This window comes from Staphylococcus auricularis, from assembly GCF_001500315.1.
GTDB lineage: Bacteria > Bacillota > Bacilli > Staphylococcales > Staphylococcaceae > Staphylococcus > Staphylococcus auricularis.
Genome location: NZ_LLER01000002.1, coordinates 155,840 through 182,164, shown reverse-complemented (window position 1 = coordinate 182,164; position 26,325 = coordinate 155,840). Strand labels below are relative to the sequence as shown.

Annotated in this window: 23 protein-coding genes and 2 tRNA genes; 12 read left to right on the top strand and 13 right to left on the bottom strand. The window is 36.8% G+C overall.

Going from position 1 to position 26,325, the window contains the following annotated elements; translation table 11 throughout:
• Positions 1-31: 31 nt before the first annotated feature.
• Entirely contained in the window at positions 32-1,681 is a 1,650-nt protein-coding gene (locus tag APS80_RS01520) for a phospho-sugar mutase (protein ID WP_059106637.1), read from the bottom strand.
• A 498-nt stretch (positions 1,682-2,179) separates the two neighbouring features.
• On the opposite strand from APS80_RS01520, the gene APS80_RS01515 reads away from it, so the two are divergent.
• The 4 genes from APS80_RS01515 to APS80_RS11085 all read left to right on the top strand — a co-directional run bounded on the left by APS80_RS01515 (position 2,180) and on the right by APS80_RS11085 (position 9,564).
• Entirely contained in the window at positions 2,180-3,454 is a 1,275-nt protein-coding gene (locus APS80_RS01515) for an LCP family protein (RefSeq protein ID WP_059106517.1), read from the top strand.
• A gap of 25 nt (positions 3,455-3,479) precedes the next feature.
• On the top strand, positions 3,480-3,950 hold the full coding sequence (locus APS80_RS01510; RefSeq protein ID WP_059106516.1) for a DUF2538 family protein: 471 nt from the start codon (positions 3,480-3,482) through the stop codon (positions 3,948-3,950).
• 98 nt (positions 3,951-4,048) lie between these two features.
• Positions 4,049-4,480, top strand: coding sequence for a GNAT family N-acetyltransferase (locus APS80_RS01505; RefSeq protein WP_059106515.1), 432 nt, complete (start codon positions 4,049-4,051; stop codon positions 4,478-4,480).
• Between the two features lie 206 nt (positions 4,481-4,686).
• The gene (locus APS80_RS11085; protein WP_059106514.1) at positions 4,687-9,564 is read left to right on the top strand and encodes a glucosaminidase domain-containing protein; all 4,878 of its coding nucleotides are present in this window, start codon (positions 4,687-4,689) and stop codon (positions 9,562-9,564) included.
• A 129-nt stretch (positions 9,565-9,693) separates the two neighbouring features.
• On the opposite strand, the gene APS80_RS01495 is transcribed toward APS80_RS11085, so the two are convergent.
• On the bottom strand, positions 9,694-10,116 hold the full coding sequence (locus tag APS80_RS01495) for a MarR family transcriptional regulator (protein WP_059106513.1): 423 nt from the start codon (positions 10,114-10,116) through the stop codon (positions 9,694-9,696).
• Between the two features lie 177 nt (positions 10,117-10,293).
• Here APS80_RS01495 and APS80_RS01490 point away from each other — a divergent pair, with 177 nt between their 5' ends.
• Together APS80_RS01490 and APS80_RS01485 are read left to right on the top strand one after the other, a co-directional pair.
• Positions 10,294-11,301, top strand: coding sequence for an acyltransferase family protein (locus APS80_RS01490; protein WP_059106512.1), 1,008 nt, complete (start codon positions 10,294-10,296; stop codon positions 11,299-11,301).
• A 270-nt stretch (positions 11,302-11,571) separates the two neighbouring features.
• Positions 11,572-12,762, top strand: a complete 1,191-nt coding sequence (locus tag APS80_RS01485; protein WP_059106511.1) for an aminotransferase class I/II-fold pyridoxal phosphate-dependent enzyme — start codon at positions 11,572-11,574, stop codon at positions 12,760-12,762.
• A gap of 292 nt (positions 12,763-13,054) precedes the next feature.
• On the opposite strand, the gene APS80_RS01480 is transcribed toward APS80_RS01485, so the two are convergent.
• From APS80_RS01480 to APS80_RS01460, 5 genes are all read right to left on the bottom strand, one after another.
• Positions 13,055-13,510 carry a MarR family winged helix-turn-helix transcriptional regulator gene (locus APS80_RS01480; protein ID WP_059106510.1) on the bottom strand — a complete coding sequence of 152 codons (456 nt, stop codon included), beginning with the start codon at positions 13,508-13,510 and terminating at the stop codon, positions 13,055-13,057.
• 210 nt (positions 13,511-13,720) lie between these two features.
• The gene (menB, locus tag APS80_RS01475; protein ID WP_059106509.1) at positions 13,721-14,539 is read right to left on the bottom strand and encodes a 1,4-dihydroxy-2-naphthoyl-CoA synthase; all 819 of its coding nucleotides are present in this window, start codon (positions 14,537-14,539) and stop codon (positions 13,721-13,723) included.
• Between the two features lie 11 nt (positions 14,540-14,550).
• Positions 14,551-15,339 carry a 2-succinyl-6-hydroxy-2,4-cyclohexadiene-1-carboxylate synthase gene (menH, locus tag APS80_RS01470; RefSeq protein WP_059106508.1) on the bottom strand — a complete coding sequence of 263 codons (789 nt, stop codon included), beginning with the start codon at positions 15,337-15,339 and terminating at the stop codon, positions 14,551-14,553.
• Complete coding sequence (gene menD, locus APS80_RS01465) at positions 15,326-17,014, bottom strand: 2-succinyl-5-enolpyruvyl-6-hydroxy-3-cyclohexene-1-carboxylic-acid synthase (RefSeq protein WP_059106507.1); 1,689 nt, start codon at positions 17,012-17,014, stop codon at positions 15,326-15,328. Before menD ends, menH begins: the two co-directional genes overlap by 14 nt.
• A complete protein-coding gene (locus APS80_RS01460) occupies positions 17,001-18,359 on the bottom strand; it encodes an isochorismate synthase (protein ID WP_059106506.1) in 1,359 nt (452 codons plus the stop codon). Before APS80_RS01460 ends, menD begins: the two co-directional genes overlap by 14 nt.
• Positions 18,360-18,546: 187 nt before the next feature.
• Between APS80_RS01460 and APS80_RS01455 the strand changes: the two genes are divergently transcribed.
• Entirely contained in the window at positions 18,547-19,485 is a 939-nt protein-coding gene (locus APS80_RS01455; RefSeq protein WP_059106505.1) for a 1,4-dihydroxy-2-naphthoate polyprenyltransferase, read from the top strand.
• A 69-nt stretch (positions 19,486-19,554) separates the two neighbouring features.
• Here the strand turns inward: APS80_RS01455 and APS80_RS01450 are convergent, their stop codons facing one another.
• From APS80_RS01450 to APS80_RS01430, 5 genes are all read right to left on the bottom strand, one after another.
• Positions 19,555-20,106: a GNAT family N-acetyltransferase gene (locus APS80_RS01450; RefSeq protein ID WP_059106504.1), complete on the bottom strand. Its 552-nt coding sequence runs from the start codon at positions 20,104-20,106 to the stop codon at positions 19,555-19,557.
• Positions 20,107-20,318: 212 nt separating this feature from the next.
• Positions 20,319-20,777 carry a peptidoglycan recognition protein family protein gene (locus tag APS80_RS01445; protein ID WP_059106503.1) on the bottom strand — a complete coding sequence of 153 codons (459 nt, stop codon included), beginning with the start codon at positions 20,775-20,777 and terminating at the stop codon, positions 20,319-20,321.
• A 111-nt stretch (positions 20,778-20,888) separates the two neighbouring features.
• A complete protein-coding gene (locus APS80_RS01440; protein WP_059106502.1) occupies positions 20,889-21,269 on the bottom strand; it encodes a phage holin family protein in 381 nt (126 codons plus the stop codon).
• A 297-nt stretch (positions 21,270-21,566) separates the two neighbouring features.
• A complete protein-coding gene (locus APS80_RS01435) occupies positions 21,567-22,169 on the bottom strand; it encodes a CPBP family glutamic-type intramembrane protease (protein ID WP_059106501.1) in 603 nt (200 codons plus the stop codon).
• A 4-nt stretch (positions 22,170-22,173) separates the two neighbouring features.
• Positions 22,174-22,359: a YkvS family protein gene (locus tag APS80_RS01430; RefSeq protein ID WP_059106500.1), complete on the bottom strand. Its 186-nt coding sequence runs from the start codon at positions 22,357-22,359 to the stop codon at positions 22,174-22,176.
• Between the two features lie 199 nt (positions 22,360-22,558).
• Here APS80_RS01430 and lplA point away from each other — a divergent pair, with 199 nt between their 5' ends.
• Entirely contained in the window at positions 22,559-23,545 is a 987-nt protein-coding gene (gene lplA / locus APS80_RS01425) for a lipoate--protein ligase (protein WP_059106499.1), read from the top strand.
• A 97-nt stretch (positions 23,546-23,642) separates the two neighbouring features.
• On the opposite strand, the gene APS80_RS01420 is transcribed toward lplA, so the two are convergent.
• Positions 23,643-23,861 (bottom strand): IDEAL domain-containing protein, encoded by a 219-nt coding sequence (locus APS80_RS01420; protein ID WP_059106498.1) that lies wholly within the window; start codon positions 23,859-23,861, stop codon positions 23,643-23,645.
• Positions 23,862-24,111: 250 nt separating this feature from the next.
• Between APS80_RS01420 and APS80_RS01415 the strand changes: the two genes are divergently transcribed.
• The 4 genes from APS80_RS01415 (at position 24,112) to APS80_RS01400 (ending at position 26,321) form a co-directional block, all read left to right on the top strand.
• On the top strand, positions 24,112-24,675 hold the full coding sequence (locus APS80_RS01415; protein WP_059106497.1) for a competence protein ComK: 564 nt from the start codon (positions 24,112-24,114) through the stop codon (positions 24,673-24,675).
• A 178-nt stretch (positions 24,676-24,853) separates the two neighbouring features.
• A tRNA-Asn gene (locus tag APS80_RS01410) sits at positions 24,854-24,928 on the top strand.
• Positions 24,929-24,931: 3 nt separating this feature from the next.
• A tRNA-Ser gene (locus APS80_RS01405) sits at positions 24,932-25,020 on the top strand.
• A gap of 392 nt (positions 25,021-25,412) precedes the next feature.
• Positions 25,413-26,321 carry a DUF2268 domain-containing putative Zn-dependent protease gene (locus APS80_RS01400; protein WP_059106496.1) on the top strand — a complete coding sequence of 303 codons (909 nt, stop codon included), beginning with the start codon at positions 25,413-25,415 and terminating at the stop codon, positions 26,319-26,321.
• Positions 26,322-26,325 lie beyond the last annotated feature (4 nt).

Below are 26,325 nucleotides of genomic sequence, written 5' to 3'. Positions count from 1 at the left end.
CCTCATTATTCTATTTTAGTAACATCATTCTTTATTCCATAAATGTATCGTTAAAGCAATTCACAATGTCGTCTAAATCGTCTACTGCGAGTGAGAAATATAATTTCAATTTCGGTTCAGTACCCGAAGGACGAATTGCGATAAAACCTTCGTTAAACGTAAAACGAATTAGGTTCGTCGTTGGGTAATCCAACGTTTCTACGCTTTGATCTTCTATATGCGTAAGTTCTCCAGTGAGATAGTCTTCTTTAGTCAACATCGTTAACCCACATATATCGTTTCCTGTATAAGATCTAAATTGTTTCATAATTTGATCCATTTTTTCAGAGCCACCAGCACCTTCAAAAGTTGGAGAAACAGTTTGATCTTTGTAACGACCTAACGTTTGGTAAATATCTTCTAATGCATCTTTAAATGTCAGTCCGTTCGCTTTTAACATATTTTTAAATTTAATGATGAGCGGTACGACTTGAATCGCATCTTTGTCTCTCGTAAATGGTTCAGTTAAATATCCATGACTCTCTTCAAACCCAAGTAGTAGGGTTTGATCGGAATCTTTTCTAGACTCGATGACATTAGAAATATATTTGAAACCAGTTAATACGTTGACGACTTCAACATCCATTGATTTAGCGAGTGCTTCTGACAATGCACCTGTAACGACAGATTTAACTATATACAATGGTCCGTGATCGTTGCTCAACGCTTGAAATCTTAATTTCATGAGTAAAAGTCCAATTTCATTTCCATTAAAGTAACGATAAGCATTAGGACCATAGCGTTCCACAAAGCCGAAACGATCAGCATCTGGATCTGTTGCAATAGCGAGCTCAGCATCTTGTTGTTCTGCTAACTGTAACGCACGTTCAAACGCATCTGGATCTTCTGGATTAGCCCGTGCAATTGTTGGGAACTGTCCATCAGGTTGAGATTGTTCACGTTCAATGGTAAATGCATCATATCCTAGTTCGAGCAAAATATCTGATAGTATCGGTAAGCTAGTTCCGTGTAAACTTGTTAAAATAACTTGCGCTTGCACTTCATCCATTTCACCTACAAGTTGCTTCACTTGATCTTTATACGCTTCAGTTACAGAAGAAGACATATATTCAATTTGCCCCGCTTCGACATACTGATTAAAATCAGCACCTTCAATCTCTAAAGGATCTTCAATCGCATTGATGAATTGGCTGAGCGCTTCTGAAGGTTCAGGTAATAATTGTCCACCTGTGTGGTCATAAACTTTGATGCCATTATAGTTTTTTGGATTATGACTTGCAGTAATCATGACACCCGCATCAGTTTGTAAATGTCTGACCGCAAAAGAAAGTTCAGGTGTAGATTTATATCTGTCTGCAATCGTCACTTTAACGCCTAAACGTGCAAGCACACCAGCCATCTCTTCTGCAAAGTCTTGGGATAACAAACGCGTATCAAAATGGATAACGATAGACGGGTGATCATGCTGTTCAGTTAAATATTGAGCTAAACCATAGGCGACCTTTCTAATCGTGAAAGCATTTAAACGACCAGGTCCTAAGCCAAATGTACTTCTAATACCAGCCGTGCCAAATGATAATGTTTCTTCAAAGCCTGCTTTACGTTCTGTTTCATCTTGAGCTTCGTAAAATGATTTTACTAAACTTTCATCTATATGATCTAACCATTGTTGTACGGTCATCACTAAGTTCCCTCCTGTCATGCAACTCTTTAAATCAATGTATTCTCTCTATGTATATGTTTCATTATAGCTTATCATAAAAAATAAATCATTTTTGAATCATATACGTCCTGAGTATTGCTGGCTTTAGCTGTATTTCTTTGATATGAATTGGTACCTTATAAGTTATAAATCTAAAAAAGCAATAAGTATCGTATCTACAAAACAATTTCTTTATTAGAAAATTAGGATTTAACACTTATGTTTTGACTTAAAATGAGGTATTATACAATAAAGTATTTGTGCTTATAGAAGAAACACTAAAACACTCGAAGATTTAAAAATAACATTCATAGGGCAGTAAAGCGTATTGTGATAATGCTGTTGTGAACGATACAAAATGTGTTGAAAATGCGTGCGATAACTCACAATGAGCTACTCAATGATCTACAACTTAAGTTGATTATTTTACTGTTCTATTCATTATTAGAAAGACATAAGACTACAGGAGCAACTTATATGAATAAATTTTTAAAATATATCCTTATTTTACTCACGCTCGTCCTTATTGCGATTCCGTTAATTTATGGCGTACTCGTGTTTAAAACATCGCAAAATGAATTTGAGAAATCTTATAGCAAAGACAGTTCAAATCACCAATCCCAGCTAAGAAAACAACAAGTAGATCCGTCTAAAGAACCAATCTCAATCTTATTTTTAGGGATTGATGAAAATGAAGTCAGAAAGAAAAAAGGTCAAAGCACAGAACAATCCCGTACTGATGCGATGATTTTAGCTACTTTCAACCCAGAAAAAGATCAAATTCGGATGTTTAGTTTCCCACGTGATACAATTAGCTATATTCCTAAAGTCGGTTATTACGACAAAATTACGCATGCCCATGCCTATGGTGGTCCCCTCTCCTCAATGAATACCATCGAAGCAACCATGAATGTACCGGTAGATTACTATTTGAGAGTAAACATGGAAGCCTTTGTGGATACAGTGAATGAAATGGGCGGTATTTACTTTGATGTTCCTTACAACTTAGATGAACCGAATAGTGATGATAGTGGTAGAATTAAAGTCAAAAAAGGCTATCAGAAACTAAACGGCGATCAAGCTTTAGCCGTTGCACGTACAAGACATCAAGATTCTGATTTGAAACGAGGACAACGTCAAATGGCTTTACTCAAAGCCTTATATGCCAAAGCACAAAACACTGACTCCTTAGACAAGCTAGATCGAATGATTGAAATCGTAGGTGACAATGCATCCCATAACCTAACTTATAAAGAAATTAAGGCACTCGCTTCAGATGTGCTCCAAGCTAATGGTGAAATTAAAAGTGCCCAGCTCAAAGGTGAAGACGATTACCTCAATGGCATTTACTATTATAATCCAAGCCTTGAACAATTGATGAAAGCATCAAATATGTTGCGTAATGACTTAGGGTTATCTAAGATTGAGGACGAAGACGAATTCTTAAATGCACGTGTCATTAACTTTTACGGGTCCCTCGTCCCATTAACTCCGATTGATGAAAGTCTGTTAGATGATAATCAACAAGATCAAGACGGAGAAAATGATGACACGCAATCAACCGGGGATGAAGGTAACGGTTATGAAACCAATAACGATACGGATGCAGGATATCAACAAGATTCAGCGCCTGAGTATAATCAATATGGTGAGCAGCCCATTCAAAATGATCAGCAATATGGAGAACCACAAACCCAAAATGGTGATCAGCAATTTAATGAACAACCAAGTACACAAAATCAAACGTATTAATTGTTGGAAGGAGTTATAAACGCGTATGTCACGTAAAACTTATGATAAATTAAATCATATCAATGGAATTTTTAACGTGTTAGAACAACAGTTAATTCATAGTAAAGATATGGCCCACTTTAAAAGTGATTTTTTCTATGTCAATCATGCACACAGAGAAAATTATGAAGCGCTACGGCTCTATTACACTCAAAGTGAAAATGACCCGGTCATCGATGGCGCTTGTTATATCGTCGCTTTACCTGAAATTTTCGATAAAGTCGATGTCTTCGAATCAGAACTTCCCTTTTCATGGGTCTATGATCAAAATGGTATCACTGAGACGATGAAATCCATCAGTGTCCCTATCCAATACCTCATCGCAGCAGCACTAGAAGTCACTGATGTGAATATCTTCAGACCTTCAGGCTACACGATGGGAATGAACAACTGGAACATTGCGCAAATGCGAATCTTTTGGCAATATACAGCGATTATTAGAAAAGAAGCTATATAAACCATCGCTTTCGAAAGCATATTTTATCGACATTGCTGTGTCGGTAAGGTATGCTTTTTTTAATTATCAATTTTTAACATTAAGGGGATGTTAGCTCTATGAAATTTGAAGTTGTCACAACGAAAGCACAGTTAGAAGATGTCTTTGAGGTACGTAAAGCCGTTTTTGTAAAAGAACAGGACGTGCCATTAGATATAGAAATAGACGAATATGAACATGAAGCGACACATATTGTAGGTTATAACGAAACAGATAAAGCCATTGCTTGTGCTCGTTTTCGCCCTTACACGAATGATTCAACGATCAAAGTAGAACGTGTCGCAATCTCTTCAGACCAAAGAGGACAAGGCCTTGGATTTAAATTGATGCGTTTTGTAGAAGAACAAGCTCGCAAAGAGGGATATACACATGCCATCTTAAACGCACAAAGTCACGCTCAAGGATTTTATGAACGACTCGGTTATCACGTCACTGGTTCCCCTTTTTACGAAGCAAATATCGAACATATCACGATGAAAAAGCCGCTTTAATGCGTGTTCAATTGTTACAGAATTATAAATTGACAAATTTTTTAAAATTTAAGTGAAGCGCATCATAGTGGTTCTTGAGCGTTATTCACGCTGTATTATATTCTTTTTTTAAATTACTTTTATATTACAATCTAGTAAAGTCCTTTCGTAGCGCCTTTTCACGTAATATAATAGTGAGTGATTATAGAGAAAAAAGGAGTAATTTTATGGCGAAGAAAAAGTTTTCATATAAAGTGCCTTCCATCGTTGCACTTACTTTAGCAGGGACAGCTTTAGCTACGCATCACCAAGCAGAAGCATCTGAAGTAACGCAAGATGACAACAAGAATGTACTCGATGATGAACAAACGTTAAAACATGCTGGTGAAATCAAAGATGAAGTCAGCCAACCTACTGCAAATATATCAGGGACACAAGTTTACAAAGATCCTTCAATGATACATAACGATGACTCAGACGATGAGTCATTACAATACGATGCAGCATTAGATGAATTAGATGCGTCAACTGAAGATGACGCTGATGCTTCTAATGAAGATCCTGAGACTGATCAAGCTATAAATCAACAAGATGAAGAACTCCAATCTACAGAAGAAACAGAAGAGGATACAGAACAAGATGTTGAAACTTCTGAGAAAGAAAATGAAGAGACTGAACTTGAAGACGCAACTTTAGAAGAACTCGATTCGTCTGATGAAACTGAATTAGAACAACAAACAGAGAACGATGACAATACAACTGACGAACAACAAGTTTCAGATGACGAAACAACGTTCGAGACATCAACTCATAATCAAGAAGACGCAGACGAAGCACAAGCTGCCAATCTTAATACATACCAAAAAGATGAAACTTCAACAGAAGAAAAACAAGATTCAACTGTACAAGACGATGAAGTTCATTCTTTCGAAAACAACACATTAGATACAGACGAAGCGGATTCTGAAGCACTAGATGCATCACAACAAGATAACGAATCAACTGAAGCAGATCATGAAACATCCAATGATACTGACGATGCTCCTGACGAAGTATCTCAGGCAACTAAACAAGAAGAAGCGGACGTAACAAAAGCTAGTTCTTCTCAAGCAGAAACAGAGGCCAAAGCAGAAGATGATGAGGAATCTTCTGAACAATACGAAACTGACGTTGAAGAACAAAAAGATGGGCAAAGTTCTGAATCAGCAGACAATCAAAAAGAAAATACGAAACGTAATCAAGTTGAATCTGAGGAAACAACAGTAAAAGATGAAATAGAAAATGACGAAGCTGACAAAGAAACAGCGGAACAAGCATCAACTGCAAAATCAGAACGTCAAGAAGATGACCAAACAGAAGCAACTCAACCTTCAGATAACGAAGATAAAGATGAAACTCAAAATGATACGCAAGATCAACAACAAGAAAGTGAAAATGATGAAGCGGATCAATCATCTGAAGCTATAAACGATTCTGATAAGAATGAAACTACTGATGATACAGACAACTCTGCTGAAAATGATGAAGCAGAAACATCAGACGAATCTGATGAGAATGAATCATCTGAAGTAAATTCTGAACAAAACGATCAAGACGACACCAACTCACACAATAATCAATTAACAAAAGATGATGAAGAACAAGCTACTGATGAAGAAGCAAAATCTGAAGATCAAGAAGACGCTTCATCACTTGAAACTGACGATGCACAATCAGATAACGACATCGTTGAATCAGATGAAAATGATGAAACTGAAACATCTGCTGTAACAACTTATCGCTTGGACGATGAACCAAATACAAATGAAGTTCGACTTCATTCATTAACATCAAATCAACCTACCACACCGTTAGGCGCTTCATCTCAACAAGGTAACACTGAAGAAAACGTTCCTGTGACGTTAAACAGAAGTGCTTCTCCACGTGTCGCTACTACACGTCAAGCACAAGTTCAAGGTAGCTCACGCGAAGCAAATGAAAGAGCAACATCTTCATTACCAAAATATGAACCACAAGTAGAATCACCTATCAATGACTATATTCGACAACAAAACTTCCCTGTTCCAGAATATGAAAATAGTATCGCTGACTTCCTACCTAAAAATAGTTACCGCTATGGTCATCCTGAAGGTATTGTCATGCACGATACAGCAAATGATAATTCAACTATTGATAGTGAAATCAATTATATGAAAAATAATTACAATGCAGCCTTCGTTCACGCTTTCGTAGATGGTGATCACATTATCGAAACTGCAAATACGGATTACGGTGCTTGGGGTGCAGGTCCTTATGCTAATGACCGCTTTATTCACGTTGAACTAGTGCATACACATGACTTTGAATCTTTTGCACGTTCAATTAATAACTACGCTGACTATGCAGCCACTAATTTACAATATTACGGATTAGAACCTGACAGCGCTGAATATGATGGTCAAGGTACAGTTTGGACACACAACGCTGTATCAAATCATTTAGGTGGTACAGATCACACTGATCCGATTGGCTATCTTGAAGCTAACAATTATTCATACGATGAATTGTATGACTTAATTAATGAAAAATATTTAATTAAAGAAGGTAAAGTTGCACCATGGGGTACAGAACCTCATTCTTCTACAACACCAAAACCAGCAGACAAACCAAGCAAACCTTTTAACACTACAGACAATCAATCTAGTGGTTTAACCGTTACCCCACTTGCTGATGCAATCGGTACTGTTGCAAAAGATAACCACGGTTTATACAGTACAGTTTATGATGAAGTTGGAACACAAAACAATACAATCGGTGGTAATACTTACAAATTATCTAAAAAAGCAACATTAAATGACGATGTCTTCTATCTCATTAATGATGCAGGTAACGATTTAGGCTGGGTCCAAGATGAAGATATTTTAGATAAAAAATACAACACATCTCAAACACACAAAGATGCAGAAGAAGAAACAAAATCTAACGCACCAGCTAAAGCCGCTGAAGAAGAAACAAAATCTAGCTCATCTGACAAAAAAGAGTCAGCTAAAAAAGACAACTCTTCAAGCAAAAAAGATAGTTCATCCGACAAAAAAGAATCTTCAAGTAAGAAAGACTCAAACAAAAAAGATAGTTCTTCTGACAAAAAAGAATCTTCAAGTAAAAAAGATTCAGCTAAGAAAGACAGCTCTTCTAGCAAAAAAGAATCTTCAAGTAAAAAAGATTCAACTAAGAAAGATAGCTCTTCTAGCAAAAAAGAATCTTCAAGTAAGAAAGACTCAAACAAAAAAGACAACTCATCTGACAAAAAAGAATCTTCTAGCAAGAAAGATTCAAACAAAAAAGACAGTTCTTCTGACAAAAAAGAATCTTCAAGCAAGAAAGATTCAAACAAAAAAGACAGCTCTTCTGACAAAAAAGAATCTTCTAGCAAGAAAGATTCAAACAAAAAAGACAGCTCTTCTGACAAAAAAGAATCTTCAAGCAAGAAAGATTCAAACAAAAAAGACAGCTCTTCTGACAAAAAAGAATCTTCAAGCAAGAAAGATTCAAACAAAAAAGACAGCTCTTCTAGCAAAAAAGAATCTTCAAGTAAAAAAGATTCAGCTAAGAAAGACAGCTCTTCCGACAAAAAAGAATCTTCAAGCAAAAAAGATTCAGCTAAGAAAGACAACTCTTCTAGCAAAAAAGATACGAATAAACAAAGCACTGTCAAAACAACTTCTGTAAATCAACTTGGACAAGTGAAATCAAATAATAATGGTATCTATGCAACAATCTATGATGAAGAAAGCAAAACAGCAGACAATATCGCTAACAAAACTTACAAAGTAACTAAAAAAGCTGAATACAACAACGAATCATTCGTGTTACTACAAAATGTTAACCAACCTACCCCAATCGGCTGGGTTAAAGCTGAAGATGTAAAAGCAAGACCTTTAGGTAAAACAAAAACTAAAAATGGTGAATACAAAGTTAAACGTAAAAATAATGGCCTCTATAGTGTGCCTATGGGTACTAAAGATCAACTCCTAGACCCACTTGATGGCGATAAAAATTATAAATTTAAAGCGTCTAAAGCTGTTAAAGTCGGCGACGATGAATACGTATATGGTAGTGTCAATAACAAAACAGGTTGGATTGCTGGTGATGATCTTAAACAAAATAAATCTTCCAACAATCAAACGAACACGCCTAAAGCTGAACCATCACGCCATAAAACATTAGTCATCAACAACAAAGATGGTGAATATTATACTTCACCAAATGCATCTTCTGGTAAATCACTTGCAGATTATTACAACTCAGCATTTTCTATCATCGGTAAAGCGAAAGTAGAAGGTGAAACATGGTATTACGGTACACTTTCTAACGGCAAAAAAGTCTGGATCAAATCAGACGATTTAGCTAAATCAGTGATCAATTACCTCAAAACCGGTATGACGCTTGATGAAGCTGTGTCACTTCAATTTGAAATGGGTGCTAATCCTCAAATCCAACACAATGCTGGAACATGGGATGACGCAAGCTATGCGGAAGTTAAACAAGCGATGGACACAGACGGTTTAGCGCATGACGCAACGCAAAAATATCAATTCTTACGTCTAGATAAACCACAAAATATCGCTGTAAATGATCTTAATAAACTGTTAGATGGTAAAGGTATCTTAGCGGGGCAAGGTGAAGCATTTAGTGAAGCAGCAAATACTTACGGACTTAACGAAGTTTACCTTATTTCACACGCGTTATTAGAAACTGGTAATGGTACATCTACCCTTGCTACCGGTGGTAACACAGATGGCTCAAATAAAAAATATTACAACATGTACGGTATCGGTGCCTATGATCATGATGCGATTACGACAGGATTCAACTATGCGAAATCGCAAAGCTGGGATACAGTGAAAAAAGCGATTGTTGGCGGTGCCCAATTTATCGCAGGATCATTTATCCAAGACGGTCAAAACACACTCTATAAAATGCGTTGGAATCCAGATAATCCTGGTACACATCAATACGCAACTGATGTGAACTGGGCACGTCAAAATGCATCAATCATGAAACAAATGTATGATGCCATGGACGAAGCTGGTAAATTCTTCGATGTAGATACGTACAAAAAATAAGATATATGAACCGATAATCCTATCGCGTTAGCTCTAAGTCTATCTTTTCTCTATAACAAAACAAAGTCCTCTATTTAGCATCATGTGCTAAGTAGAGGACTTTTCTTTAGTGTAATAAAACACCCTATGTTAATAGAGCGAGATTTGTTTCGCTGTCAATTTCTCTAACAATACATTCAATTGTTGTACATCCGCTTCTGTTAAGCTCTGACAACGTGCTTCAATCAAACGATATCTCGCTTCATTGATTTCGAGAATGAGTGTTCTCGCTTTGTCTGTCAATAAGATTTCTTTGCATCTTAAATCGGAGTCTGATTGACGACTCGTTAAATATCCCAATTGTCTTAATTTCTTGATCCATCGTGACACAATGGACTGTTCTTTACTCATTTTCATCGTTAAATCGTATTGTGACATCACTTCATAATTGTACAGCAATCTTAAAATTTCAAGCTGTTCTACCGACAGATCGGCACGTTGCCCAAAACGGCGGCTGACTAAATTTAACTCGTTACTCGTCGTTGTAATGAGTTGTTCCAGTTGTTGATACATTATGTTCTCCCCACCATTTGTTTAATAATTTCACCCATCATTCATAATTATTTAATATTATAATTGGCTTCATAACAATATACAATATTTATTTTCAACATCTTGAATCATTTTGTTGTAATTCTTTTGATAGTTATAATAAATTATATATATACTGCGCCACAAAGGAGTCACACTATGAGTAACGTCGCACAAAGAGATTATTATTTTGATAATATCCGTGCATTTTTAATATATTTAGTCGTCTTCGGCCATTTATTACAGCCTTATACAGAAGGTAACTCAGACTTAACTGCGCTATATTTACTCATATATAGTTTCCATATGCCTGGTTTCCTCTTTATATCAGGCTATTTTGCGAAAAATGTAGGAAAAGAAGGCTATTTAGAAAAGATTGCGAAAAAATTACTAGTTCCTTATTTCATATTCTTTGTGTTCTTTTCATTCTACTATTATTTCACAGGTAAAAATGATACGTTGACGCTTGATCCGTTTAATCCAGAATTCGCCTTGTGGTTCTTATTAACGTTATTTTTCTTCCATGTCATCTTAGTGATCGTGAAAGATTTCAATCCATACATCGTCTTTCCAGTCGCAATCATCATTTCTCTCTTGGTTGGTTATTCAGAAGATATTAATTCATATTTAAGTTTTTCACGTACAATCGTGTTCTTCCCTATCTTCTATCTCGGTTATTTATTTAATCGATCTCATACAGAACAGTTGAGAAATAAAAAATGGTTGCCAGTATCAATCACTATTCTAGTCGGATTCTTTGTCTTTTATTATTTCTATCCGATTAACTCAGATTGGTTGTTAGGAAGTACTCCATACGTTTCATTAGGCGAAGCAGAAAATAGTATTTACAGTCCAATCAAACGACTATTATTATATGGCGTCATCTTACTGACCATGTTCTCATTCTTTAATTTGATGCCAGAACAACCGCAATGGTTCACGTATATCGGACGAAGAACTATGCAAGTCTATCTGTTACACGGAATTGTGATTGGTTTAGTTAGAGGTTTAGGCTTACATCCATTTAAAGATCCGACATCACCCCTCACCTACATTTACTTAATCGTTGCGTCACTAATCATCGTACTTATACTATCCAGTCGCTTTGTATGTAAATGGACGAATCCCGTCATCCAATTGCAGAAACCATCGAAATTTAAAGGTTAACACAAATGATATCTATCTAGGGCTGAGAGGGCTTCATCTCTCAGCCCTCTTTTCATATAATTATTTTTCCTCACCATCTTTCTACTGAAAATGAACCCCACAGTTAACTATAAACGTTTTAACTCCCTATCTATCTCTCTCTATGATAAAATGAGAATTATTAAAAAATTAAGTCAATAAAGATCGGTCTTTATATTTTCTAAAAGATGATCTTATATATGTTCAATCCATCTTTTTGGACAGTAAAAAGCAACAAATGAGGTGATCCCGTTGAAACTCGCATTAAATACATATTCTAAATACTTGAGACCGCCAAGTATTCGACAATTTTCAAACCGTATGAAAGGCATCGATGACTGTATCAATTTGACAGTAGGACAACCTGATTTTCCAATGCCAGACGTGGTTAAACAAGCGTATATTACAGCGATTGAACAAGATCAAACGGCTTATTCTCACAACAAAGGTTTGTTGGAAACGAGAGAAGCTATCAGTCAATATTTCGAATCGCGTTACGGCTTTACGTATGATTCAGAGGAAGAAATCATCGTTACAAACGGCGCTTCAGAAGCGTTAGATACTGCGTTGCGTAGTATCTTAAATGAAGGCGACGAGGTGTTAATTCCTGCCCCTAGTTATGCAGGCTATATTCCACTTATTGAAATGTTAGGTGCGACACCTGTATTTATCGATACGTCAGAGACGAATTATAAAATAACGTCACAAGCGATTGAGCATTATATCACTTCACGCACCAAAGCCATCCTATTAAACTATCCATCGAATCCAACTGGGGTGGTGCTCTCTTATCAAGACGCCGCCTCCATAGCTCGTACATTGCAGCAACATGAGATATTTATATTAAGTGACGAAATCTATGCTGAAAATACATTTTCTAAGCTCCATGTCTCTTTTGCACAATTTCCTGAGATCAGGGATCAATTATTATTAATTAGTGGATTGAGTAAATCACACGCTGCAACTGGTATACGGATTGGTTTCTTGTTAGGGCCCTCCTATTTGATTGAAAAGCTCACATTCGCACATGCTTATAACTGTATTTGTGCAAATGTACCCGCCCAATACGCGACAATTGCTGCTTTAAAAGAAGGGATCACTGCACCTCAAGCGATGAACGAGGCTTACATTGAACGCAAAAATTACTTGAGTGAAAAACTTCAGGCGTTAGGTTTCCAACTCGACGCACAACCTGAAGGCGCATTCTATATCTTCCCTAACATTTCTTACTACACCGATAATGATTTTGATTTCTGCGTCGACGTACTCGAACAGGCTCATGTCGCTATGGTGCCAGGCTCATCATTTACAGATTTAGGCAAAGGCCATGTCCGTATCTCATATGCTTATGACTTAGAATCTATTAAAGAAGGGATGGATCGCTTAGAACGTTATTTAAGTACCCGCTATCCGACAAAGTTCAAAAACCGTAGTTCGGATTGAAATAGGTAAAACAATGCTTATATACGACGTATAGGCCGCCTTATCGTTAAACTCAGAAAAAATCGAAACCTTTACGACCTATCGATGCGTTCTTGCGTTTCAAAATTGCTATGGAACTCGAGCTAAACGACTCTTAAAAAGAATCAAAAATAAAAAGCGCGATTGAAAGTCAACTTAACACTTTCAACTGCGCTTTTTTATGAATACATATTGTCCCTTTGTGTTCGTTTCACTGAACTTAATCTCTTTTGTATCAATTTGAAGCAATCACCTTGTCTAACTGTGGCTCAACTTAGTCTTCTTTATCAGCGTTTTCAATAATATTATTATCTGTGAATTTACGTAGTATTCTATAATATTCTACTGCGTCTTCTTCACTCATTTTGAACTGACCGAAGACATGTCTTGAAATTTTATTAAAATCTTGTTTTAATTTTGTACCTTTTTCAGTTAAATGAATTTGTACACGGCGTTCGTCTTCTTGGGTACGCACGCGATTAATCAGTTCTTTTTTCTCTAATCGTTTGATAATCGGACTAATCGTACCAGAATCTAGATAAAGTTCCTTACAAAGTGTCTTAACATAAATCGGTCTGTCATTATCTAAATACAAGAGCACGATATAGTTAGGAAAACTAATATCATACTGTTTCAAATACTGATTGAATTGATTTACTACTTCTTTATGTGAAACATAGATTAAGAAGCAGAGTTCTTTTCTCATTTCGTCATCGTATTGATTTGTCATATACACTCACCTCGTTTAGTTTAATATAGTACGTATATTTATAAGTGTCAAATATATTTAAATGAAAATAAATACCAATTAATTAATGATAAAAACTATATAAATGGATAGACTTTTTTTATAAAATTTTATGAGCCATTTTAGACATAAAATAAAAGCGATTGTCAAGTTAAATTCTAAGCTGACAATCGCTTTTAAGCTTAACTTTACTTATGGGAATTTCGGAAATTGGTCAAAATCAGGTTTGCGTTTCTCTTTAAATGCGTCTCTACCTTCTTTAGCTTCATCTGTTGTATAATATAATAACGTTGCGTCTCCGGCCATTTGTTGTAAGCCTGCGAGTCCATCTGTATCAGCATTCATCGCAGCTTTAAGGAAGCGTAAAGCAGTTGGTGAATGTTGCATGATTTGTTCACACCATTTTACAGTTTCATCTTCGACTTCATCTAATGGCACAACCGTATTTACTAAGCCCATTTCAAGTGCTTCTTGTGCATTGTATTGACGGCATAAATACCAAATTTCACGTGCTTTTTTATGGCCGACGATACGTGCTAAGTAGCCAGAACCATAGCCAGCATCAAATGAACCTACTTTAGGTCCTGTTTGGCCGAAAATCGCATTATCAGCAGCGATCGTTAAATCGCAAACCACGTTTAATACGTTACCGCCACCGATGGCGTATCCTCTTACCATCGCGATAACTGGTTTAGGAATAACTCGAATTAAACGTTGTAAATCTAGCACGTTTAATCTCGGAATTTGATCATCACCGACATAGCCACCGTGACCACGTACTTTTTGATCTCCTCCTGAACAGAATGCTTTATCTCCTTCACCAGTTAATACGATGACACCGATACGTTCATCATCACGAGCTCGGCTAAAGGCATCTAACATTTCTTGTACGGTATTAGGTGTAAATGCATTGCGTACTTCTGGACGATTAATCGTTATCTTAGCAATACCATTGTAATACTCATATTTAATTTCCTTGTATTCTTTAATTGCCTCCCATGTTCTTGTCATGTTTGTCCTCCTTAATTTATAAAGCTTAATACCATTTTATCAAATCTCGAAGCATCTTCCACGTGAATCGTATGGCCACAATCAGGAATCTGCTCTAATTGTGCATCTGGAATCTCCTTAATCATTTGATTAGCAATGCGGGTAAATTTTTGATCTAATGCTCCGGTCATTAATAATGTTGGTACCTTTAATTGTGGGAGTTGTGGCCACATATCAGGCATAAATCCTGTCCCATAATCCTTTAAAGCTTTTGCTAAACGCTCTGGTTGCTGACTTAAACGTTGCTCACGTATGGCGCGTTGTTGTGCTTTGGGTAATTGTTTTTGTGTATAAAATAGCGGAAGTTTCTCCCAATCGTTAACGAAGACTTCTAGCCCTGCTATTTCTAACACTTTAGCTCTAGCAAGATCGACCTTTTGACGTTCTTCCCGATCTGCCTCGCTCTGGATACCAGGTGACGTACTTTCTAATATGAGTCCAGTTAATGCAATTTTACCATATAATGCATAATAAAGTGCAATACGACCTCCCATAGAATATCCCTGTAAATAAATGTCATAACGCTCAAATTGAGCCAACGTTTCATCTAATGAGTCTGCAATAAAAGGAAAATCCCACGTTTCGTTTGCATCTGATTCATCTTGGCCATGTCCAGGTAAATCAACCGCAAGTACATGGCAATGTTTAGTAAACCCTTCTATAAAAGGCTCATACGTCGTTTGATCACTGATAAATCCGTGTAGTAACACAAGGAGTTGGGATGATGATTCAGGCCCCTCGTAAAAATTATAATAAAGCATGTATCAAATCACCTAACTTCTGATATAAAACCTGATGTTGTGCGTGGTTATCATCACGATCAGTAACGATTTCATAGATGTGTGCCCCGAAGGATGACAACTGCGTCATTTCAAACGTTTGTAATGATTCAATACGCTCAAACGTGAAATCATACAATAACGCTGCATGTTTGAAATCTAAACCTGTGGGAGTACCAAATAAGCGCTCGAAATAATTTTCCGCTGCCGTACGTTGTGGTAAATAAGAAAAGATGCCGCCCCCATCATTATTAAGCAAAATAATATTTAATGGAATATCGTTCAACTTGGACATTAATAAACCGTTCATATCATGGTAAAATGCCAAATCTCCAATGAGAAGGGTCACTTTCTTGTGTACAGCCATACCTAAAGCGGTCGAAACGACACCATCGATACCATTGGCACCACGGTTCGCATAGACATTCGCTTTACAGTCGATTAATAAGTTATCAATATCTCGGATTGGCATACTGTTGCTGACAAACAAATGATCGTCTTTCGTTAACTTTTTCAACAAACGATCGATATATGCCGCTTCGTCCGTCGCTTGTTTCATATGACGTTGCACTTCAGTACGGCTTTGTTTTTCCAACTGTTGCCATTGACTGAGCCAATGATGTCTGCGTTTCGCGGGTTGGTCTGCTAACGCTCTGAAAAAGTCATTGGCAGACATTTCATATGTCACATGTGGCGGCACTGGAAAACTGCCAGGTTCATCATGATTTTGTACGAGAATTTGATAAGCATCCGTTCTTTTCAACCATTGGTTTAACGCTTTCGAGATGACTGGTTTTCCTACTCGGATCACAAACTGTACATCATCTAACGGTAAATCCGCACGTAGTAATAAATCATACGTCGTGATGACATTTGGGTGATCATATTGTCTTAGCTGACTTAAAGGATCCGCTAAAATAGGCATTTCATGTATGGTCGCAAAGATAAAGATCTGATCGATTTCCTGATGTTGCATATCTCCGACAATGATTAACCCGCGTTCCTTTCTAAACAATGCATTCAAACGATCAAACGATGCTGTTTTTTGATACTGCGGAATGGTTTTTCGTTCAGTCGTTAACCAATCAGTCATCGTTAAATCAGGCGTTAACGGTTCGCGAAATGGAATATTGAAATGGATCGGTCCGCGATGTGGTCCGTAAAAATATTGACTTGCCTTTTGTAATTGGAATTGTACCGTTTCGACAATATAACGGGGTTGATCTTCATCAGCAATCGGAAAATCAAATTGGAATGCAGCGTAATTCGCAAACATTTGACTCTGATTAATCGCTTGAGGTGCAGCAATACCTCTTAGTTCATGTGGTCGGTCACTCGTGAGCACGATTAACGGTAAATGGCTCATGTGACTTTCAGCAACAGCTGGTGTGTAGTTCGCAGCTGCAGTCCCTGACGTACATAATACGGCAACCGGACGTCCACTCCCCTTAATTAAACCTAACGCAAAGAAGGCAGCACTGCGTTCGTCTGGATGAATCCATGATTTCATCGCAGGATGCGCCTCAATGGCAATCGCTAACGGGGTTGAACGAGATCCTGGACTAATCACGACTTCACGTACGCCATACGCATACAATTCAGATACAAACGTGAAGACCTCTTTCGTTAACGCTTCAATATGTTTAGTTGTTGTCATGATCTTCCACTCCTAACGCGCGCATCATCGGTGTAAATTTCACAGCTGTTTCAGCGACTTCACTGTCCGCAACAGAGTCACTCACAATACCGCAACCTGCAAATAATGTGGCTTGATTCCCTTTAATTAACATAGAGCGTATGGCAACGATAAATTCACAGTTGTTATATATGTCGATAAAGCCAACTGGAGAGCCATATAAGCCTCTTGTCCCAAATTCATTCTGTTCGATATAATCTACCGCTTCATCTTTCGGATAACCACCTAGCGCAGGTGTTGGATGTAAATGATCTAACAATCCGATATATGATCCATCTTTTAACAGCGCTTTAATTTCAGTGTAAAGATGGTACATGGAATCATTTTTTAGAATATCTGGACTGTCGTTATAATCTACATCTTCTACATAATCCTCGATATCATTCAAGATGCTTTTTACGACAAAACGGTGCTCATTTAAATTCTTCTCATCTTCTAAGAAAGCATTGACGTTCGCTTGGTCTTTTGCCTCATCATGCGTCCGTTTAATTGTCCCTGCCACTGCTTTCGTAGATAAGACGTTGTCGTTCACTTCCATGAGTTGTTCAGGTGTTTGTGAGAAGAAAATACTATCGCCGGACTCTAAAATGAAGATATAGCTATTGAATTCATTTTGTAATGCGCGTTGTAAAATAATTGGAATATAAATCGGTTTCTCAAATAAATATAAACGACGACGTGCTAACACGATTTTTTTACTTTCATCTAATTGTTCGATGGTTTGTTGTACTAAATCACGCCATTCATCTTTATAGATGTCATCTTGTTTTTTGATTGCCCCCATGTCTTCAGGTGTTGTTTCAACTGTAGACGTTAAGTGAGAAATAATGGCTTGAAAGTCGTCGATATCAAATGTTTCACGTTCTGTAGTATACGTGATATAAGAATGGTCACCTTTTATCGTTACTAATACTTCAGGTAAAATGAAGTGATTGATGCCAAACTGTCTCCACTCATCATCTGATTTATGCGCAGAAAATTGAAAGCCCCCACATAATTTAAGATGGTGCTGTTCTGAACATGGATGAATGAATGAAATATCTTTTCTATCTTTTTCCCATTCGTGGAAGATAGATTGTTTCTTTTCTACATCATTTTTATATTTTTTAAGTGCTTTGTAGCCGAAAAATGACATACTGTCATCATTTTTTCGAAAATAAAATCGATCATTAAAGTCTGATTCTGTTAATTGAAAAAGTGTCACTGGATTTAAGGCATAGTCTAACTCAGCTTCTACAGAAACCCATTTTCGATTACTTTCATATACAGCTTCGGTAATTTCGTCTACTTTGACTTCCACCGTCATTCATGTCACTTCTTTCGTATTTCTAATTATACTCATTATAAAATTATATCATTTTTAACACAAACAGTACTAGTATCTGCCGTGAATCTATGGTTACTGGTCGCATGATTGACCTTTCATAGTTCTTCTATTAAAATTAATTTGATTTATAAATTAAACAAACTAATAGATGAGAGGTAATTATATAATGGTTTCTCAATATCAACAGTATTCTACTGTGCGTAAGTATTGGCAACTCATGAGACCCCATACCTTAACTGCTGCAGTCATTCCAGTCTTAGTCGGTACGGCTACAGCCAAATTGTTCCTCTTAGGCAGTGAAGAACATCTTAAACTGACGTTATTCTTAGGCATGTTGCTCGCTTGCTTACTGATTCAAGCTGCGACGAATATGTTTAATGAATATTATGATTTTAAAAAAGGATTGGATGATCCGACATCAGTTGGGATTGGGGGTGCCATCGTCAATAAGGATATGACGCCGCAAAAAGTGTTAAACTTAGCCATTGCCTTCTACATTGTTGCAGCACTCATCGGTATTTTTCTAGCGATTCAAAGTTCGCTCTGGATTTTACCTGTTGGACTTGTGTGCATGGCAGTGGGTTATCTATACACTGGTGGGCCGTTCCCAATATCATGGACGCCACTCGGTGAGATCTTCTCAGGTCTCTTCATGGGTATGATTATTATTTTGATTTCGTTTTATATCCAAACGGGCGTACTTGATGGTTATGCCGTATGGATGAGTATCCCAATTGTCATTACGATTGGTTTAATCAACATGGCGAACAACATTCGTGACCGTGTTAAAGATAAAGCAAAAGGTCGTAAAACCCTACCCATTTTACTCGGTAAACGTTTATCTATCATCGTAATGGCTGCGATGTATATCATCGCATACCTTTGGGTTGTATTTACAGCATTGTTTAAAATCGAAGGATCATTATTCTACTTACTCGTATTACTATCCTTCCCAATGCCTATTAAAGTCATTAACCGCTTCAAGAAAAATGATAAACCTGCAACGATGATGCCAGCGATGGCTGCGACAGGTCAAACCAACACGATATTTGGTCTGCTTTATGCCCTAGGTATTTATATTAGCGGACTCTTAGCAGGTATTTGATTCAAAATAAAAGAGGTCGAGACGAGTTGTTTCATCTAAACAGCCCATGTCTCAACCTCTTATTTTATATTATTTTAACAGCATATGGTGATGAAGGTGACCGTATAAATCAATGTCACTTTCACGTTCAAAGCCTAATTTTTTATACAATCTTAATGCATTGGTATTTTCTTCATCGCAGTTTAAACTCCATTTGTACTCAGGATGTTCGTTCACGACATGTTTAATCAATCCTGTAGCAACTCCTCTTCCTCTATATTCAGGAAATGTTGCGACAGTTTCGATATACCATTCATCATCGTTTGCTTCTTCTAGCGGCATGGGTTGACCTAATTCACGAATATCGTCATCCATATCGATTTGCATCCATGCATCTTCTAATCGGCGCTCATCCTTACCTGGATAAGCAACTAAGCAGCCTGCAACTTCTCCATCGATTTCATCCACCCAAGCGTGACTATAATGACCTCGATAGTTCACATCGACAATACTTTGTTCAAGTACATCGATCAAACGAGATTTTTCAATTTTTCTGACATGTTCGATTTCGAGTTCTTCTAAAATGATGTAATATAGTTCTGCTAAAGCGGACTTATCCGTTGCTTCGGCCTTTCTAATCATAAATATCCCTCTATCTTTTTAGTTTGTGTTACATTTCCAGTATATATGACTCCCTCAACTAATCTAAAGTAATCAGCCTAGTACACGATTTTAACGTACGCTTCACGGAAGAAACTATCATCACCTGTTAAATGATTATATGTATAAAAATAGCCTCCTACATGACATTCACATCACCGTTGTAGGAGGCTTTCTCTATTTGATTGAAATTGCTATAAATATTTTGCTACAGTCTGATCGATAACTATCATATCATGTCTGCGATACCCACATGCAGCTAACAAATTACCTGGATCTTGTTTATCTTGCTGTAAATCTTGATGACCTGGCATGTGATTCCAGTGATTAATGTTCCAAGATTGACATAGTGCAGCCATGACTCGACAGGCATTATCAAGTGATTTGAGCGAGCGCGCACGACTCGTAAAATAACAAGCTTCTAATCCAATCGCCGCATCATTGGCATGATAGCCATACCATTTCACATCTTGGGTCGTTTCATACCGTACATGCCATGCCTTCTCATCCGTTGGAATACAGAGAATTGCTTCCTGATCATCGACAAACAGATGTGCAGAAGCAGTAAGTGAAATATCAATATTGTACGTATTGATATAATAGTCAACGTTATTCTGTGCCGTACTATTGATATTACCTGTGTCGTGAAACACGCGAAAATCGGTTGACCTGTCGTCATCCTTTGACCTGAACTCCTCGAACCCTTCGGTAAAAGTTGTCGATAAACGGGCACCTCATTCCAATAATCTAAAAACTGTTTCATCTTAACGTTCCCCTTTCTTAGCTTGAACATTTAAACGTTGCTTAACTGACTCGGGTACAGGGACATCCAGGGCGATCGCATTTTCTAAAATACTTGTCGCCTCCCCTAAGATAAAGAACATGACTGAACTATTGATGAGTAACCCATTTAAATGAAAGATAATATCAATCAGATTCGTCACGATGAGCACACAAATGTATGCTATTTTCTTAATGTAGCCTAACATGGCACGCCGACTCCATAATTCATCTAAATAGAAAGCTTTCAGCACACCTGTGACAATGTCCACAAACATTAAAATAAATAAGCCATACATGAGTTGATGATTCCCTGAATACAACAACTGATACAAATTCATCACATGAATATCGTAATTCATCATAAGACTTCCCCTCCTATCATTGGGATATCTTATATATCGAATCATTTAAGACAGATGGACAAGGCCAAAGTATTTTCAAACTGAGCTCATACGTGACTCGCGCACATTTTTTACAACATAAAAAAAGAGGAGATCAATCCAGTAGTCGGATTCATCTCCTCATATGCAAAGTATAAGAACGTAACCACTCTTTAAGGTTCACCTTAGCTTCTCTATATGGAGTGATGTATATATCGGTTTGACGTTTGCACGCGTTAAGCGTCAGTATCGAACAGTTTGTTGAGCTTCAAATCTATGCTAAGCGTGGAATAATAATAAGATCACGACAGCAGCGATTTGAGCGACAATTGTTGTAGCAATGCGTTTCGTGTAAAAATAACTCAATGATAGTACGAGTTGTACTAAGAAAATGAAAATCACAATCCACATACTATCTAAATAAATGAACAGTGATGCAGAACACAATGCTGTAATAATGATACTTAACCATACTGGGAAATTCAGTTTATCTAACTCACGCTGTAAAACGGATCTCATATAAAGCTCATGACATGGCATCACAAATACTAACGTCACAAACATTTGCCATTTATAATAAACACCAGTTCTTGATAGTTCTCGAATTAATGACGTATATTTGATTTCTGATGAAATCGCAGCTAATATTAGCTGGATCGCAATCAATATCAGTGCTGTTACTAGCCCGATAAAGATTGACGTTAGTAACCGTTTGGATTCTATATCTCGTTGATAGAAAACGTAGCTGATGCCAGCAATTAGCATAATACCAGTATATAAGTACCAGTACTCTTGTTTTTCACCCCACATAACAATGAGAATGATGTGAAATACAATGAAGCTAAGAATAAACCATATTAAAGCTTTTGAGATTTTTTTCATGTTTTTATCCTTCTTGATCAACTATTTTATATCTTTTATGGTTAATCACCGTTTTTTCAGGTAGATCTAATTGATTGAAGTTATCCATAATAGTTAAATCTACAATGACTGAGTTATCGTTGATTTTTTCTACACGGCCTCTTAAACCGTCATAAAATTCTACAATATCTCCTACTTCTGCTACAGTCATTTTCTAACCTCCTCAAAGTGCTAACTAGATAATATTGTACTAAAAACATTCTAACAAATAAACAAATATCATTGTAAATTTAAAACATTCAAGGATTATACTTTCTTTTGAAAAACAGTGGTGTAATCGTTGCATTTTTACATAAAATATAGCATAACTAACATAAGGGCTTATATAAAAGGCAAAGGAGTGGAGCACTATGAAATTTGTAAGTAATCACGATATCACAGATCCAACTCTCAATTTGGCAATCGAAGAATATGTATTAAAATATTTGCCAAATGATGACAGTTATTTTCTATTTTATGTGAATCGACCTTCCATTATTATTGGGAAAAACCAAAACACGATTGAAGAAGTAAACAAACCGTATGTCGATGCACATAACATTGAAGTCGTACGTCGTATTTCAGGAGGCGGTGCTGTCTATCACGATACTGGAAACTTAAACTTTAGTTTCATCACAGATGATGACGGTAACAGTTTCCATAACTTCAAAAAATTCGCTGAACCGATTGTAGAGGCATTAAAATCATTAGGTGTCAATGCTGAAATGTCAGGTAGAAACGATATTCAAGTTGGTAATGCGAAAATTTCAGGAAACGCGATGGTGAAAGTCCAAGATAGAATGTTTAGTCATGGGACACTCATGTTAAATAGTGACTTAAATGAGGTTCAAAATGCATTGCGTGTGAATCCTGCGAAAATCAAATCAAAAGGGATAAAATCCGTGCGTAATCGTGTCGCTAATTTAGAAGAATTTTTAGATGAACCGATGGATATCGCGACCCTCAAACAAATTATCTTGAAATCAATCTTTGGAGAAGCTGGTGCTGAAGAATATGTGCTTACTGATGAAGATTGGCAAAAAATCGAGGAATTAAGCCAAAGTAAATATAAACAATGGGATTGGAATTATGGACACAATCCAAACTACAATTTTGAACGTGAAGAAAAATTTGAAAAAGGCTTCGTACAAGTTAAATTCGACGTGAAAAAAGGACGTATCGAACACGCTAAAATTTTCGGAGATTTCTTTGGAGAAGATAACGTAGCTGATTTAGAACATGCCTTAGAAGGTACATTGCATGATTTTGATAGTATTAAAGAGGCGTTATCACATTATGATTTATATCAATACTTTGGTGATATCGATCGCCACGAATTGATTCGCTTAATGTCTTAAAGCAAAATATAACAAAATTAAAAGGTCTATTTTCTGATGTGAACTGTCGCATAGAAATAGACCTTTTTATTCATTCAATGATTGGTGCAAACACGAGTTAATCATCAAGACGATCCTCCAATTGATGATATTCTGTGACATAACGATTAAAATCCTCGCTATTTTTATTTTTGAGCGCTTCATCAATGTAAGCCTCTAACTCTTTTTTTCTCACATTGCGCAACGCTTCTTCAATGATATAACCAACACCAATCTCATTGACTTCTTTAATCATTTGTTCAAGCTGATTGCTGTGTGCGTAAGTATAGTGTTCCATATTGTCTCCTCCTTACTCAATTTGTATAGAAATAGTATACATCTTATATGTTTTGAAATCAATGAATTTTCAGATATTTATTTAGTACTTTCGTATCGTCAAAAAGGTTACAGTTTTTAAAATAATGAGGTGATCTTTTTGCTAATTTTAAATTGCGTTATATTGAAATAATAATTTAATTTATGCCTTGATTTTACGATGTCGTTCATATATTATTAATTTACACCCTATCCGAAAAGGAGGAATTTACATGAATTTCCAATATGTCATTAAACAGGGAGATATGGCTTTAATCCCTAGTGAATCAGTCCACGATATGTTTGAAAGGACTACCGTATTAAAGTATAACGATACGCCATTAACCGTCAAAGAACGTACGCAAAAGATCATTGACCGCTCTTGCCGTTTTTACGGTAGCACCTACGCCTACAAAAAAGAAGATACGATTCGTATTACCGGCATCACTAGTAAACCACCGTTATTATTTACACCTCTATTTCCTACTTATTTCTTCCCTACTCACTCAGACCGAAAGCAAGAAAACGCGTGGGTTAATATTCACTACATTGAATCGATTAAACCACTTAAAGATAGAAAATGTAAAATCACTTTTGTCGATAAACAAACATTAACGCTCAACGTCTCAGCACACAGCATCAATCACCAATTCCTCAACACTGTCTTCTATTACTATATGATGGACCGTCTCGCCCGCGTCACGACTTTTGACCCCGATGCTCCCATTGACTATTCCAAGCCTCAACTTAATATTTACGAAGCGCTAGCCAAATACTCAATATTAGAGAAAAAGTAGCTACCTCTTCCATGTTATCCCATTGTGAATCTTCCATGTAAAACCAAAAAATGCGGAGTATTATATTAATTTAGTGTAAATATTCCGCTAATTTTTTTAACTTTACCTCTTGAAAAATTCACTGTAGTTGCTATAATTATATTTGTGCTTGATAAGAGATACATATTCAACAGATTAATCCACAGTAGCTCAGTGGTAGAGCTATCGGCTGTTAACCGATCGGTCGTAGGTTCGAATCCTACCTGTGGAGCCATATGGAAACGTACTCAAGTTGGCTGAAGAGGCGCCCCTGCTAAGGGTGTAGGTCGCGAGAGCGGCGCGAGGGTTCGAATCCCTCCGTTTCCGTTTTGATATTTTCGAGATAGTCTAAAGCCTTGATATGACAAGGTTTTAGGCTTTTTATTTTGTGCCAAAAAATAGCGGAATTGAACTTTTTTGACACATATCTGACACGTACTTTTTATCTAGCAAATTCTCTATGAGCATCACGATAAGTACGATGCCCTTATTTAAACATGGCTAATTCTCCAACTCCTACTTCACTACAGAGATCAACTTTCCAAATATGATATTTTCCCCTCTTGAATACACCTCTATTCTACTACGCAACATTGAATTCTTTTTTTAGCTCATATTAAAAACCCGCATTTTTCTTCCCTTTTTTGTTAAATATGTCATTTAATCTTAACATTGGCTAAATTATTTTTTGTGTATACTATATTTGGAGGTGTAGACACATGTCACAATTTAACATCATTCATTCCAATGACGTCTATCAAACGATTATTCATGATCTGGATACACCAGAAGAAAAAAATGCCTATTTAAAATCAAAGTTATTGGAACCTTTTAAAGAAAAATTTGAAATACAGCACATCCCTTTTGATCAACCAATCAATGGGTTTGATGTCATCTCATTTTATAATTCCATGCATATCGCTGCAGATGCGCTTAACTCATCTCATCTGCCAGTAGTAGAACAATTCAATGATTCATTTTGGGAAAAGTGTGAAAATGGGATGCAAGACGCGATCGATTATTTTGAAAATCACGATGTTCATCCAACTGTTGAGACATATACGTTCTCTGCCTTTCTCGGAGATGCGCAAAAGCCCGCAATGTCTCTCAACAACAATTACAGTGGTGATGGTGGTATCCCTGGTTACCTCTTTATCTCCCTAGTTCCTAATGATTATACGTTAGCACGTGTGAAATCAGCGGTCGCACACGAAATGAATCATAATATTAGATATCAATTTGTTCAATGGGATGGTGGTTCTTTAGCGGAACTCATCGTATCTGACGGCCTAGCTGAAAATTTTGTAGAAACATTATATGGCTCAGACGTCGTTGGACCATGGGCGAAAAACGTAGACGAAGCAACTCTGAAGCAAAAAGTCAAACCTATCATTAAAGAACACTTAGATATTAACAATTTATTTGAAGCGATGCCTTATTTATATGGCGATGACATGACTGTACAAAGTGGAGGCAGACCTGTAGGACTTCCACATGCGGCTGGCTATACTTGTGGCTATTATTTAGTTAAATATTTCCTAGAACATACCCAAACCCCTATACATGAGGCAACTCAATTAAGTGCGAGTGACATCCTCTCTCAAGTTGAAGACTTCTGGAACGATTGAAGCA